The 14,342-nt window shown below is 60.2% G+C and carries 12 protein-coding genes and 1 pseudogene; 9 read left to right on the top strand and 4 right to left on the bottom strand.

What is annotated here, in order from left to right; translation table 11 throughout:
• Window positions 1–120: 120 nt before the first annotated feature.
• Window positions 121–1,323 (bottom strand): MFS transporter, encoded by a 1,203-nt coding sequence (locus KGB27_RS14215; protein ID WP_223555018.1) that lies wholly within the window; start codon window positions 1,321–1,323, stop codon window positions 121–123.
• Between the two features lie 88 nt (window positions 1,324–1,411).
• Window positions 1,412–2,089 (bottom strand): HD domain-containing protein, encoded by a 678-nt coding sequence (locus KGB27_RS14210; protein ID WP_223555015.1) that lies wholly within the window; start codon window positions 2,087–2,089, stop codon window positions 1,412–1,414.
• Window positions 2,090–2,221: 132 nt separating this feature from the next.
• On the opposite strand from KGB27_RS14210, the gene KGB27_RS14205 reads away from it, so the two are divergent.
• The 6 genes and pseudogenes from KGB27_RS14205 to KGB27_RS14180 all read left to right on the top strand — a co-directional run bounded on the left by KGB27_RS14205 (window position 2,222) and on the right by KGB27_RS14180 (window position 8,054).
• A complete protein-coding gene (locus KGB27_RS14205) occupies window positions 2,222–2,704 on the top strand; it encodes a GNAT family N-acetyltransferase (protein ID WP_008034765.1) in 483 nt (160 codons plus the stop codon).
• Between the two features lie 173 nt (window positions 2,705–2,877).
• The gene (locus tag KGB27_RS14200; protein ID WP_192227895.1) at window positions 2,878–3,870 is read left to right on the top strand and encodes a 2-dehydro-3-deoxygalactonokinase; all 993 of its coding nucleotides are present in this window, start codon (window positions 2,878–2,880) and stop codon (window positions 3,868–3,870) included.
• Between the two features lie 19 nt (window positions 3,871–3,889).
• Window positions 3,890–4,510, top strand: coding sequence for a 2-dehydro-3-deoxy-6-phosphogalactonate aldolase (locus KGB27_RS14195; RefSeq protein WP_008032870.1), 621 nt, complete (start codon window positions 3,890–3,892; stop codon window positions 4,508–4,510).
• Window positions 4,511–4,557: 47 nt separating this feature from the next.
• Entirely contained in the window at window positions 4,558–5,706 is a 1,149-nt protein-coding gene (dgoD, locus tag KGB27_RS14190; protein WP_007903915.1) for a galactonate dehydratase, read from the top strand.
• Window positions 5,707–5,879: 173 nt separating this feature from the next.
• Window positions 5,880–7,190, top strand: a pseudogene (locus KGB27_RS14185) (MFS transporter).
• Between the two features lie 60 nt (window positions 7,191–7,250).
• Window positions 7,251–8,054 carry an IclR family transcriptional regulator gene (locus KGB27_RS14180; protein WP_008032872.1) on the top strand — a complete coding sequence of 268 codons (804 nt, stop codon included), beginning with the start codon at window positions 7,251–7,253 and terminating at the stop codon, window positions 8,052–8,054.
• A gap of 15 nt (window positions 8,055–8,069) precedes the next feature.
• Here the strand turns inward: KGB27_RS14180 and KGB27_RS14175 are convergent, their stop codons facing one another.
• Window positions 8,070–9,122: an NAD(P)-dependent alcohol dehydrogenase gene (locus KGB27_RS14175; RefSeq protein WP_008032874.1), complete on the bottom strand. Its 1,053-nt coding sequence runs from the start codon at window positions 9,120–9,122 to the stop codon at window positions 8,070–8,072.
• A gap of 190 nt (window positions 9,123–9,312) precedes the next feature.
• Here KGB27_RS14175 and KGB27_RS14170 point away from each other — a divergent pair, with 190 nt between their 5' ends.
• Window positions 9,313–10,203 (top strand): AraC family transcriptional regulator, encoded by an 891-nt coding sequence (locus KGB27_RS14170; RefSeq protein WP_207286294.1) that lies wholly within the window; start codon window positions 9,313–9,315, stop codon window positions 10,201–10,203.
• Between the two features lie 180 nt (window positions 10,204–10,383).
• On the opposite strand, the gene KGB27_RS14165 is transcribed toward KGB27_RS14170, so the two are convergent.
• The gene (locus KGB27_RS14165) at window positions 10,384–12,048 is read right to left on the bottom strand and encodes an electron transfer flavoprotein-ubiquinone oxidoreductase (RefSeq protein ID WP_032829072.1); all 1,665 of its coding nucleotides are present in this window, start codon (window positions 12,046–12,048) and stop codon (window positions 10,384–10,386) included.
• 547 nt (window positions 12,049–12,595) lie between these two features.
• Between KGB27_RS14165 and KGB27_RS14160 the strand changes: the two genes are divergently transcribed.
• Window positions 12,596–13,345: an electron transfer flavoprotein subunit beta/FixA family protein gene (locus KGB27_RS14160; RefSeq protein WP_007942046.1), complete on the top strand. Its 750-nt coding sequence runs from the start codon at window positions 12,596–12,598 to the stop codon at window positions 13,343–13,345.
• Window positions 13,346–14,275 carry an electron transfer flavoprotein subunit alpha/FixB family protein gene (locus tag KGB27_RS14155; RefSeq protein WP_223453145.1) on the top strand — a complete coding sequence of 310 codons (930 nt, stop codon included), beginning with the start codon at window positions 13,346–13,348 and terminating at the stop codon, window positions 14,273–14,275.
• Window positions 14,276–14,342: the final 67 nt, after the last annotated feature.

The following is a 14,342-nucleotide window of genomic DNA, read 5'->3' as shown; positions in this document are numbered from 1 at the left end:
GCCCGCGAAGGGGGCCCTCAAACGTTTACACGTCCAGCTTGCGCGCCACCTCAACCCCAGCCGCACCAAGCTTGATCGGTTTTCATCGACGTTCATGGATACTGATGAACGACGAACGGTTCAGGCTTCTTGCAACGTTTTGACCGTGTAGCGGCGCCAGATCAGGCGGCCCACGGTGATCAGCCAGTTCAACAGCGCCACGGCGAGAACGGTGAGCAACAGTGTCGCCATCCCGTGTTCGACGATGATCTTCCCGGCCAGCAACGGAAAGCCGAACACACCAATGAAGTACGACAGGCTGAACAGCAGCAACGCTTGCGCGGTGGTGCTGTGCGGCGCTTCATTCGCCGCCAGGCCATTGATCACCGAATACGTCAGCCCGTAACCGACCCCGAGCATCATCGCCGCGAGCACGTAGCTCAAGCCGCTGTCGACCACGAAACCGAACATCACAATCGAAACCATCATCAGCCCGGACAACAGGCAAGACGCGCGGAACGGATCGCGCTTGACCACGAACCCGGCAATCACCATCCGGCTGCTGATCGCCGCGCCCATGAAGCCGAAAAAGAACAGCGAGTAATCCAGCGAACGAGACGCCGCGTAGCTGGTTTGGAAGCTCGACAGACCACCGAACACACAGCCGCCGAGGCCGACCATGAGGATCGGGAACACTGCGCGGGACGACAAAATCTGCCGGGTTGCGCGCCAGGAAATGCGTGCGACCGCAGCGGTCGGCGAGGGCGCTTTTTTCAGCTGCGCATCCAGGCGCCAGAACAGCAACACGCCGATCAGGCTGGCCAGCGCCGCGAGGTAAAACGCCGCCGTTACGGGATAGCCGAGCGCACTGGCCGCGCGGCCCAGCAACGGGCCGCTGCCGATCCCGGTCATCATGCTGCCCGACAGCAGCGCGAAATATCTGGCCCGCTGGGCAGGCGTCACAAGGCTCGCGACGATGATCGGCCCGAGCGTGTAGAAAACGCCCCAGCCCAAACCCAGCAGCAAGCCGAAAAACAGCAGCAGATGGCCGAAGCCCGGCGTCAGTGCAAAACCCAGGCTGGCCGCCACCAGCAGCACGCCGAACAGCGCAATCGAACGCGCCGCGCCAAGCCAGTCGGACAAGTGCCCGGAAACGATCACCGCCGCAAACGTACTGAGCATCGCCGCCGAAATCACACTGCCGGCATCGTGTTCATTACCGCCGCGCGAGCCGATCAACAGCGACAGCAAAAACGTCGAGCCATAGGACAGCGACAGCAAATAACTGGCGAGGCAAAACAGGCCGAACAGTTTGCTGGAGACCTGAGGTGGAGCAGTAGACATGACGCGCTTCCTTGACCCGATAACGGAGAGTGTCATCTATCTATCATGCAAGGCGCCGATGTTAGGTCTGAGGTTATCGATTCCAGGGTTAGTGGTGGGCGGAGTAATGCACTCGGCCGATGCCGATTTCTTCCTTGAACAGCTCCATGAAATTTTTCAAACGTTCATGCCGGATGCGGGCCAGGCGTTGACCGGTGAGGGTCTGGAAACCGTCTGCCAAGTGCAGCAGCTTGGTCTGGAAATGATCGAGACAAAAGCGCTTGTCATCGTATTCCCGCGCATTCGCTTCCGGGTCTTGTGGGTCATACAGCGCGCTGCCCATGCGACCGGCGATGTAAAAGGTGCGCGCAACGCCGAGCATGCCAAGGGAATCGAGACGGTCGGCGTCCTGCATGATTTTCGCTTCCAGGGAACTTGGAGTGATGTTGGCAGAAAAGCTGTGGGCCTCGATGGCGTGTACAACGGCGCTGATTTTTGCGCTGGGCCAGTCCATGTCGGTCAACACTGCAGAGGCCTTCTCGGCTGCCAACCGCGATGCTTGCGAACGCAACGGCGAGTTCTTCTCCAGCGACACGCAATCATGCAAAAGCACCGCTGCCAGCAGCACTTCAATATCGCCACCTTCCTCAGCATGAAGAGTGCGCACGTTGTGCCAGACCCGCTGCAGGTGCGACAGATCGTGGGCGCCGTCTTCCGAGGGTTCCAGTGCGTGGGGCAGCAACCTGGCGGCGAGGATTGGCAGCGGCGCGAAAGCATCAGTCGTCATAAACGTCCTGTTAAGTGAAAACGGTTGGGGCAGCGGCTCCACATCCTCCATAGATCAGCTTTGAATTTCCAGTGTGACGAGCGTTGCGCGCCGACTTAGTATGGCGTTTCCACTTTTGACGAAGGCACGTCCATGACGATCGAAATCCGCCCGGCGACCCCCAGCGATGCTCCGCAAATCCTCGCGTTCATCACTGAACTGGCCGATTACGAACGTGCCCGCCACGAAGTCATCGCCAGCGTCGCCGACATCGAGCGCAGCCTGTTCAGCGAAGGCGCCACCGCCCACGGCCTGATCTGCCTGCGCGACGGTTTGCCGATCGGCTTTGCGGTGTTCTTCTTCAGCTATTCCACGTGGCTCGGCAGCAACTGCCTGTACCTCGAAGACCTCTACATCACTCCCGAGCAGCGCGGTGGCGGGGCCGGTAAAACCCTGCTGCGCCACTTGGCGAAAATTGCCTGCGCCAATGATTGCGGGCGTTTTGAGTGGAGCGTGCTGGACTGGAACAAGCCGGCTATCGAGTTCTATAAATCCTTGGGTGCGCAGCCACAGGAAGAGTGGGTGCGGTATCGGATGGATGGTGCGGTGCTAAGGGATTTTGCTGCGGGCAATTGATCGTTTAAAGGATCGCAGCCCTCGGCGGCTCCTAATAGGGGAGCTGCCGAGGGCTGCGATCTTTTTTTGGCTTGATCCCAAAATATGGGATGTATATTTATATATTGAGATTTTACCGTGTCAGGGTTTATAGTCCAGCTCACTCACTGCCAATAAACAAAACAGGTGAAGCGATGCTGGCGCAATTGATCGCGCTCGATTGGGGGACAACCTCATTACGTGCTTACAAACTCGCCGCAGGTGGCCAGGTGCTCGAACAGCGTTCGCTGTCATCGGGAATCATGCAGCTGCCCCGGACGCCGCGAATCATTAACGGTCTGGCATGCACCGACGGTTTTGAACTGGCCTTTGACGAGGCCTGCGGTGACTGGCTCGATGAGCAACCCGGTTTGCCGGTGATTGCCTGCGGCATGGTTGGCAGCGCGCAAGGCTGGTGCGAAGCGGCCTACCGTGACACGCCGGCAAACGTTGCCAATCTCGGAACTTCCCTACAAACCATTCGCAGTCTTCGCGGTGTCGATGTGCACATCGTGCCGGGCGTGATTCAGCGTTCGCGCCTGCCGAACGTGATGCGCGGTGAAGAAACCCAGGTCCTCGGCGTGCTGCAAAACCTGGCGGGCGAGGCGGGCAGCGATCTGTTGATCGGCCTGCCGGGCAGCCATTCGAAATGGGTGGAGGTGGCCGATGGCTGCATCGTGCATTTCGACACCTTCATGACCGGCGAAGTCTTCGCGGTGCTCAGCGAACACAGCATTCTGGGGCGCACCCAGCAACGCGGTGGGTCTTTCGATGGCGACGCGTTTGACCGTGGCGTGCAAGTGGCCCTGTCGGCGGACGGCGAAATCGGCCCGCTGTCGACGCTGTTCAGTGCCCGCAGCCTCGGGCTGACCGGCGAACTGAGCGGCAGTGCGCAACCGGATTATTTGTCCGGCCTGTTGATCGGCCATGAGCTGTCGGCGTTGGCCACGGTTCAGCGGCGTCGGCGCAACAGCGTTCATCTGCCATCGATCATTCTCATCGGCAATTCCCAACTCTGTGCCCGTTACAGCCGGGCGCTCGACGCCTGCGGTTTTGCCCGAGTGACGCTGGCCGAACAGGCCACCGAACGCGGGTTGTGGCAACTGGCGCTCGCCGCCGGGCTGATCACTCCAAACCCATCCCGTTAAACCTGACTGGAGGTCTGACATGCTCAAACAAGCATTGGCGCAAAACGGCCTGATCGCAATCCTGCGTGGCCTGCGCCCGCAGGAAGCGGCGGCTATCGGAGAAGTCCTTTACGCAGCCGGATTTCGCGTCATCGAAGTTCCGCTCAATTCCCCCGAGCCGTACGAAAGTATCCGCATCCTGCGCAGTACCTTGCCTGCCGATTGCCTGATCGGTGCCGGCACGGTGTTGACGCCGGAGCAGGTCGAGCAAGTGAAAGCCGCCGGCGGGCAGGTCATCGTCATGCCCCACAGCGATCCCAAAGTGCTGCGCGCCGCGAAGGCCGCCGGGTTGTTCCTGTCGCCTGGCGTGGCGACGCCGACCGAAGCGTTCGCTGCATTGGCTGAAGGCGCGGACGTGCTGAAGATGTTCCCCGCCGAACAAATGGGCCCGGCGGTTGTAAAAGCCTGGCTGGCGGTGTTGCCCGCCGGGACGATTCTGGCGCCGGTGGGCGGGATCACCCCGGAGAACATGCAGGTGTTTATCGATGCGGGCGTGAAGGGCTTCGGCCTCGGGTCCGGGTTGTTCAAACCGGGCATGACTGCGGCGCAAGTGGCGTCCAATGCCAAGGCCTACGTCGCTGCATGGAACGCTCTGCGTTAAGACTTTTTTGGCGCCGAGCGCGCTGCATCTAATAAGAGAGAGAAGAGATGAAAATCACTAAACTGACCACCTTCATCGTTCCGCCGCGCTGGTGCTTCCTGAAAGTGGAAACCGACGAGGGCGTGACCGGTTGGGGCGAGCCTGTGGTCGAAGGCCGTGCCCACACGGTGGCGGCTGCCGTTGAAGAATTGTCCGACTACCTGATCGGCAAAGACCCACGCAACATCGAAGACATCTGGACCGTGCTGTATCGCGGCGGCTTCTACCGGGGCGGTGCGATCCACATGAGTGCGCTTGCCGGCATCGACCAGGCGTTGTGGGACATCAAGGGCAAGGCCTTGGGTGTGTCGGTCAGCGACCTGCTCGGTGGTCAGGTGCGCGACAAGATTCGTGTCTATTCGTGGATTGGCGGTGACCGTCCGGCAGACACCGCGCGCGCCGCGAAAGAAGCGGTCAGCCGTGGTTTCACCGCCGTGAAAATGAACGGCACCGAAGAGCTGCAGTTCCTCGATTCCTTCGAGAAAGTCGACCTGGCCCTGGCCAACGTCGCCGCCGTACGTGATGCGGTCGGCCCGAACGTGGGTATCGGTGTGGACTTCCATGGCCGGGTGCACAAACCCATGGCCAAGGTGCTGATGAAGGAACTCGATCCGTACAAACTGATGTTCATCGAAGAGCCGGTGCTCAGCGAAAACTACGAAGCGCTGAAGGAGCTGGCGCCGCTGACCAGCACACCGATTGCCCTCGGTGAGCGTCTGTTCTCGCGTTGGGATTTCAAGCGCGTGCTCAGCGAAGGTTACGTCGACATCATCCAGCCGGATGCTTCTCATGCTGGTGGCATCACCGAGACTCGCAAGATCGCCAACATGGCCGAAGCCTATGACGTAGCGCTGGCGCTGCATTGCCCGTTGGGGCCGATTGCGCTGGCGGCGTGTCTGCAACTGGATGCGGTTTGCTACAACGCGTTCATCCAGGAACAGAGCCTGGGCATCCACTACAACGAGAGCAACGACCTGCTGGATTACGTCAAGGATCCGCGAGTGTTCGATTACGACAAAGGCTTCGTGAAGATTCCGAACGGCCCGGGCCTGGGGATCGAGATCAACGAGGAATACGTGATCGAACGCGCGGCGGTCGGCCACCGCTGGCGCAACCCGATCTGGCGCCATGCCGATGGCAGTTTTGCCGAGTGGTGAGTGATCGCCGACCCACCGCAAATCCCCTGTAGGAGCCGGCTTGCTGGCGATAGCGGCATATCATTCAACATTGATGGTGCCTGACACACCCCCATCGCCAGCAAGCCGGCTCCTACAGGGTTCAGTGCAAGTCTTTAGACCGACCTCAATAAACATAAGAAGAGGCATTCCCCATGCAACCGCAAACCCTCACTGGGCAGGCGTCGTTGGTGGCGCCCAGCCGCAAGCGTTTTTTCATCATGGTCCTGCTGTTCATCACCGTGGTGATCAACTATCTGGACCGCAGCAACCTGTCCATCGCCGCCCCGGCGCTGACCAGTGACCTGGGCATCGACCCGATCCATGTCGGACTGATCTTCTCCGCGTTCGGCTGGACCTACGCCGCCATGCAGATCCCCGGCGGCTGGCTGGTGGACCGCGTTCCGCCGCGCATCCTTTATAGCCTCGCCTTGCTGCTGTGGTCGATCGCCACGGTGATGCTCGGTTTCGCCGCCAGCTTCATTGCGCTGTTCGTCTTGCGCATGGCGGTCGGTGCGCTGGAAGCTCCGGCGTATCCGATCAACAGCCGCGTGGTTACCACCTGGTTCCCGGAGCGTGAGCGCGCCACGGCCATTGGTTTCTACACCTCCGGCCAGTTCGTCGGCCTGGCGTTCCTGACGCCGGTACTCGCCTGGTTGCAGCATGAATTTGGCTGGCACATGGTGTTCGTCAGCACCGGTGCGGTGGGCATTCTCTGGGCGGTGATCTGGTACGCGGTGTATCGCGAACCGCGGGATTTCAAAGGCGCCAATGACGCTGAAATCGACCTGATCCGCGAAGGTGGCGGGCTGGTGGATATTCAGGCCGAGCAAGCGAAGGTCAAGGCGAAATTCAGCTGGACCGACCTCGGCATCGTCCTGACCAAGCGCAAGTTGTGGGGCATTTACCTTGGCCAGTTCTGCCTCAACTCGACGTTGTGGTTTTTCCTGACGTGGTTCCCGACCTACCTGGTGAAGTACCGCGGCATGGATTTCATCAAGTCCGGCCTGCTGGCATCGTTGCCGTTTCTCGCCGCTTTCGTCGGCGTACTCTGTTCCGGGTTCTTCTCCGACTTCCTGATCCGACGCGGCTAAACGGTGGGTTTCGCCCGCAAGTTGCCGATCATTGGCGGCTTGCTGATTTCCACCTCGATCATCGGCGCCAATTTCGTCGAGTCGACGCCGCTGGTGATTGCCTTCCTCGCCTTGGCGTTCTTCGGCAACGGTCTGGCTTCGATCACCTGGTCACTGGTTTCAACGCTGGCACCGGCACGCTTGTTGGGGCTGACCGGCGGGGTGTTTAACTTCATCGGCAACCTGTCGGCGATTGCCACGCCGATTGTCATCGGTTTCCTCGCCAGCGGTGATTCGTTCGCTCCAGCGATCACCTACATCTCGGTTCTCGCGTTGTTGGGGGCGCTTTCCTACATTCTGCTGGTCGGGAAGGTCGAGCGTATCAAGTTGTAGTCGTAGCCGTCGGGCGACCATAATGCCGCCCGTTCACTCGCTCAACGGTAAAGGCTGGATATGCAGGAAGACGCCCCAAAAATCGCCAAGGACGCCGCGCCGACCGGCACTCAGACCCTGCTTCGCGGTCTGGGTGTGGTTCAGGCCGTGGCCAGTGGCGCCCGCGATCTCAAGGAAATCGCCCGGCTGATCGGCACGACGCGCAGCACCACCCATCGTCTGGCCAGTTGCCTGGTGGACGAGCGTTATCTGCGCGTGGTGCCGCAAGTCGGTTATTTGCTGGGGCCGAAGCTGATCGAGCTGGGCTTTCAGGCGCGTGAGGAATTGCCGCTGGTCACGTTGGCCGGTCCGTATCTGGATGAGTTGTCGGCGTTGACCGGCGACACCATTCACCTGGCGATTCGCGAGGGCGACGAGGTGCTGTACCTGCACAAGAATCCGGGGCGCAATGGTCCGGAAATGCGTTCGCGGGTTGGCCACCGCATGCCGTTGGCGCGCACCGGGATCGGCAAGGCGCTGATGCTCGATGACACGCAGGAAGAATGGCAACGGCTGTACGAAGTCAGCCTGCCGGCGGGTGGGAAAAATCAGTTCTGGCCGCAGCACCCGGAGCAATCCTGGGAGCAGTTTCAGCAGCGCATGATTGAGTACGTGGCGGGCGGTTACGCCTTCGACCTGGAAGACAACGAACCGTCGATCCGCTGCGTGGCGGCGCCGATCCGTGACGCCAGCAAGCGCATCGTCGCCGGCATCAGCATTGCCAGCACCGTGCCGTACATGCCGCTGGAAAAAATGGCCGAGCTGATTCCCCTGATCAAAGGGGTCACGGCCCGGCTCTCGGCGGAGCTTGGCTTGAAGGTATAAACCGCTAAGGTCTGATCAGACTTTCAGCGTCGCCATGTCGATGACGAAGCGGTATTTCACGTCACCGGCGATCATGCGTGCGTAAGCCTCGTTGATCTGGCGGATGTCGAGCATTTCGATGTCGCAGGTGATGTTGTGCTCGGCGCAGAAATCCAGCACTTCCTGGGTTTCGGCGATGCCGCCGATCAGCGAGCCGGCCAGTACCCGGCGGCCGAGTACCAATTTGGCCGCGTGGACCGGTGGATCAATCGGTTCAATCAACCCCACCAGAATGTGCACGCCGTCGAAACGCAGCGTGTCGAGGTAGGGATTGAGGTCGTGCTGCACCGGAATGGTGTCCAGCAGGAAGTCGAAATGGCCGGCAGCGGCTTTCATCTGCTCGGCATCGGTGGACACGATCACATGGTCCGCGCCCTGACGACGACCTTCTTCAGCCTTGCTTGCCGAACGGGTGAACAGCGTCACTTCCGCGCCCATAGCCTTGGCAAACTTGATGCCCATGTGGCCGAGGCCGCCCATGCCGAGAATCCCGACCTTGTCGCCCGCTTTCACGCCGTAGTGCTTGAGCGGCGAGTAGGTGGTGATGCCGGCGCAGAGGATCGGCGCGGCGCTGGCCAGGTCAAGTTTTTCCGGGATGCGCACCACGAAGTGCTCGCTGACCACGATGCTGTCGGAGTAACCGCCCATGGTGTTGCTGCCATCGACCCGGTCGGGTGTGGCGTAGGTCATGGTCGGACCTTCGAGGCAATATTGTTCGAGGTTGGCCTGGCAGGCTTCGCAGCTGCGGCACGAATCGACCATGCAGCCGACGCCGACCAGATCGCCGACTTTATGTTGGGTGACATTCGCACCGATGGCGGTCACTTTGCCTACGATCTCGTGGCCGGGCATCAGCGGGTAAACGGCAATGCCCCACTCATTGCGCGCCTGATGGATGTCGGAATGGCAGACGCCGCAGTAGAGAATCTCGATCGCCACGTCGTCGGCACGCGGGCTGCGGCGTTCGAATTTCACGGGGGCAAGGGGAGTGGTGGCCGACTGGGCGGCGTATCCGATGGCGGTGTACATGGTGGACCTCGCAAAAAGCATGACAGGTGAGGCGGCGCATTCTGGGCGCCGTACCATTACGCGGCCATGGCGATTCCTCCGGGTGTCATGCCTATTCCTCCGGCATCTGCGTTCGTTGGGTCCAATGGGCAATCAGACCTGCGATGATGCTTTCATCCCTTTTTCCGTGATTATTTTGTGAAGAGCTCCCATGTTGTTGACCCGTCATCTCGATGCCAATGCCACGCTGGTTTCGCTGATTGAGCCACTGGCGACCCGCGACGGTTTCACCCAGACCGGGTTGCCCGGTGTGCAAGTTCTGCGCGCGAGTTGTGACGTCGCCCGTGGCCCGCATATTTATGAACCGAGCCTGATGATCATCGCCCAGGGCAGCAAACTGGCGTATCTGGGGCCGCGAACCCTGGAATACGGCGCCGGGCATTACTTGATTCAAGCGTTGCCGGTGCCGTTCGAGTGCGAAACCTTTGCCTTGCCGAATGCGCCGCTGCTCGGGGTTTCCGTGGCGATTGACCGGGTGCTGCTGGGGGAATTGGTGCTGGCGATGGGACTGGCGCCGGGACGGCACATTGCGGCGCAGACGCCGGAGTCGATGACCTCGGTGGTGCTCGACGACGGCATGCGCGGCTGTGTGGAGCGGTTGTTGCGTTGTCTGCACGATCCTCTGGAGGCGCGGATCATGGGGCCGTCACACCTGCGCGAGTTGTTGTTCGTCGCGTTGCGCGGGCCGCAGGCCGATGTGTTGCGTGCGCTGGTGGAACAGCAGGGGCAGTTCGCCCGTGTCGCGGCGTCGATCAGCCATTTGCATGCGCACTACGCCGAACCCTTGAACGTCGAGACCCTGGCCAGTTGCGCGAACATGAGTGCGTCGACTTTTCATGAGCATTTCAAGCGCAGCACGTTGCTGTCACCGGTGCAGTATTTGAAGCGATTGCGCTTGCTCAAGGCGCAGACGTTGCTGGTGGCGGAGGGCTTGGGCGTGGCGCAGGTGGCGCATCGGGTCGGGTATCAGAGCACGTCGCAGTTCAGTCGGGAGTACAAGCGCTACTTTGAGCGTAATCCCGGTGATGAGCGCGCTGCCTGAACCGTTGCGAACCCCTGTAGGAGCCGGCTTGCCGGCGATAGCGGCGTGCCAGACACCGATAATGCCGAATGACACACCGCCATCGCCGGCAAGCCGGCTCCTACAGGACAGTGTTGGGGTATGAATTGCGGGCAACAAAAAGGCCCCCATTTAGGGAGCCTTGATGTTCAGCGAGTCAACTTACATGTTCGGGTAAGTCGGGCCGCCAGCACCTTCCGGTGCCACCCAGGTGATGTTCTGTGCAGGGTCCTTGATGTCGCAGGTCTTGCAGTGAACGCAGTTCTGGGCGTTGATCTGGAAGCGCTTCTCGCCGTCTTCCTTGGTGACCACCTCATACACGCCGGCCGGGCAGTAACGCTGGGCAGGTTCATCGTACATCGGCAGGTTCTTGGCGATCGGGATGCTCAGGTCGGCCAGCTTCAGGTGGCAAGGCTGTTCTTCTTCGTGGTTGGTACCGGAGATGAACACCGAGCTGAGTTTGTCGAAACTGATTTTGCCATCCGGTTTCGGGTAGTCGATCTTCTTGCAGTCGGCCGCGAGTTTCAGGCAAGCGTAATCCGGCTTGGTGTCGTGCAGGGTGAACGGCAGTTTGCCGCCGAAGATGTTCTGGTCCAGCCAGTTGAAACCACCGCCGACGATGGCGCCGAACTTGTGGATCGCCGGGCCGAAGTTGCGGCTGGCGAACAGCTCGTCGTAGAGCCAGCTCTTCTTGAACGCATCGACGTAAGTGGTCAGTTCTTCGGTGCCGTCCTTTTCAGCGAACAGCGCCTCGGCCACGGATTCAGCAGCGAGCATGCCGGACTTCATCGCAGTGTGGCTGCCTTTGATCTTGGCGAAGTTCAGGGTGCCGAGGTCGCAACCGATCAGCGCGCCGCCCTTGAAGACCATTTTCGGCAGCGAGTTCAGGCCGCCCTTGCAGATGGCGCGCGCGCCGTAGCTGATGCGCTTGCCGCCTTCCAGGTACTGCTTGAGCACCGGGTGATGCTTGAGGCGCTGGAACTCGTCGAACGGCGACAGGTAGGTGTTGCTGTAGGACAGATCAACGATCAGACCGACCACCACCTGGTTGTTTTCCAGGTGATAGAGGAACGAGCCGCCGGTGTTCTCGGTGCCCATGATGTCCAGCGGCCAGCCGGCGGTGTGCACCACCAGGCCTGGCTGATGTTTAGCCGGGTCGATTTCCCAGATTTCTTTCAGGCCGATGCCGTAGTGCTGGGCATCGGCTTCGCTGTCGAGGTTGAAGCGCTTGATCAACTGCTTGCCGATGTGGCCACGGCAGCCTTCGGCGAACAGCGTGTACTTGCCGCGCAATTCCATGCCTGGGGTGTACAGGCCTTCTTTCGGGTTGCCTTCGCGGTCAACGCCCAGATCACCGGTGATGATCCCGCGCACCACGCCGTTCTCGTCGAACAGTGCTTCCTGCGCGGCGAAGCCCGGGTAGATTTCCACGCCCAGGTTTTCGGCCTGCTGAGCCAGCCAGCGGCACAGGTTGCCCAGGGAGATGATGTAGTTGCCTTCGTTGTGCATGGTCTTGGGCACAAAGAGGTCGGGAATCTTCTGCGCGCTGTCGGCGTTTTTCAGCACGAAGATGTCATCGCGGGTGACCGGCGTGTTCAGCGGCGCGCCAAGTTCTTTCCAGTCCGGGAACAGTTCGTTCAGGGCGCGTGGTTCGAACACGGCACCGGACAGGATGTGAGCACCCACTTCGGAGCCTTTTTCGACCACGCAGACGCTGATTTCCTTACCGGCTTCAGCAGCCTTCTGCTTCAAGCGGCAGGCGGCGGAAAGACCAGCGGGGCCGGCACCGACGATGACCACGTCGAATTCCATGTATTCGCGTTCCACAGGTTATCTCCTACTCAAGGCTCAACAGTTTTTTTTCTAATTGGAGGTTTGGTGTCGCATCCATGAATTCCTGCACGAGGCAGGAAGAGGACAATCGATGAACCACCTTTCTCTTTGGGTGGCGCATTATATCTACACCACTCTTAGCGTCCAATACAAACGTTTGTTTGAATCGGCTCAAAGCCAGAGAAATCAAAGTCACGCGGCTTATGACTGGCCATTTTGCCGTATTGACCGGAATAGGCGTTCCGGTCAAGATACGGTCGGTTTTGCGCTCGCCGTAGGCTGACTGTTGGTTTCAAGAGCACCTCTAAAGACAGGGCGATGGCAGTACAAGGTGATGTGCAGCGCAGTGTTGGCGCGCAGTTTACACGCCACGATATTTAATGACTTGTTGGTCACTACTGACGAACGGTCATCAACGTCATGAGCGATGGTCACTTGACACGTATGCCGGCGTTTTTAGAGGTGCCCTTGCGCCCGATGAGCATCAACCGCCAGGTTCGCCTAGGCGACTTTCTTTTCACCGGAGAGTAACGAGGAATCCATGAAGGTTCTTGTAGCTGTCAAACGCGTTGTGGATTACAACGTCAAGGTTCGCGTCAAGGCGGACAATTCCGGCGTCGACCTCGCCAACGTGAAGATGTCGATGAACCCGTTCTGCGAAATCGCAGTGGAAGAAGCCGTACGCCTGAAAGAGAAAGGCGTTGCGACTGAAATCGTCGTCGTCTCCATCGGCCCGTCCACCGCTCAAGAGCAACTGCGCACCGCGCTGGCTCTGGGTGCCGACCGCGCCATCCTCGTCGAATCCGCTGAAGATCTGACTTCCCTGGCCGTTGCCAAGCTGCTCAAAGCCGTTGTCGACAAGGAGCAGCCTCAGCTGGTGATCCTCGGCAAACAGGCCATCGACAGCGACAACAACCAGACTGGCCAGATGCTCGCTGCATTGAGCGGCTACGGTCAGGGCACCTTCGCGTCCAAAGTCGAAGTGTCCGGCGACAGCGTTGCCGTGACCCGCGAAATCGACGGCGGCGCGCAGACAGTTTCCCTGAAACTGCCGGCCATCGTCACCACCGACCTGCGTTTGAACGAGCCGCGCTACGCGTCCCTGCCAAACATCATGAAAGCCAAGAAGAAGCCTCTCGAAGTGCTGACTCCGGACGCTTTGGGCGTTTCCACCGCCTCCACCAACAAGACCGTGAAAGTCGAAGCGCCTGCTGCACGCAGCGCGGGTATCAAGGTCAAGTCGGTGGCTGAACTGGTCGAGAAACTGAAAAACGAAGCGAAGGTAATCTAAATGACTATCTTGGTTATTGCTGAACACGACAACAAAGTGCTGGCCCCGGCCACGCTGAACACTGTGGCCGCTGCTGCCAAAATCGGCGGCGACATCCACGTGCTGGTTGCAGGTCAGGGCGCTGGCGCCGTGGCTGAAGCCGCTGCGAAAATCGCTGGCGTGGCAAAAGTGCTGGTGGCCGACAACGCCGCCTACGCTCATCAACTGCCGGAAAACGTCGCGCCACTGGTTGCCGAGCTGGGCAAGGGCTACAGCCACATCCTGGCTGCCGCCACTTCCAACGGCAAAAACATCCTGCCGCGCGTTGCCGCTCAGCTGGACGTTGACCAGATCTCCGAGATCATCTCGGTTGAAAGCGCTGACACCTTCAAGCGCCCGATCTACGCCGGTAACGCCATCGCTACCGTTCAGTCGAACGCTGCGGTCAAAGTGATCACCGTGCGTGCCACCGGTTTCGACCCGGTTGCCGCTGAAGGCGGTTCGGCTGCCGTTGAAGCAGTTGCTGCTGCGCACAACGCCGGCACTTCGAGCTTCGTTGGTGAAGAACTGGCCAAGTCCGATCGTCCGGAACTGACCGCTGCCAAGATCGTCGTTTCCGGCGGCCGCGGCATGCAGAACGGCGACAACTTCAAACACCTGTACGCCCTGGCCGACAAGCTGGGCGCTGCCGTCGGTGCTTCCCGCGCCGCGGTCGACGCAGGTTTCGTACCCAACGACATGCAGGTCGGCCAGACCGGCAAGATCGTTGCTCCACAGCTGTACATCGCGGTCGGTATCTCCGGCGCGATCCAGCACTTGGCCGGCATGAAAGACTCCAAAGTGATCGTCGCGATCAACAAGGACGAAGAAGCGCCGATCTTCCAGGTGGCCGATTACGGCCTGGTGGCGGACCTGTTCGAAGCCATCCCTGAGTTCGAGAAGCTGGTCTAATCCAGCCGCTTGACCTATAAAGAGCCCGACCTTTTGGTCGGGCTTTTTTTTTGCTCTTCTGTAGGAG

It is taken from the genome of Pseudomonas sp. BF-R-01, assembly GCF_019946615.1.
Lineage (GTDB): Bacteria > Pseudomonadota > Gammaproteobacteria > Pseudomonadales > Pseudomonadaceae > Aquipseudomonas > Aquipseudomonas migulae.
The sequence above is the reverse complement of the archived record's forward strand: the minus strand, read 5'-3'. Positions and strand labels throughout refer to the sequence as shown.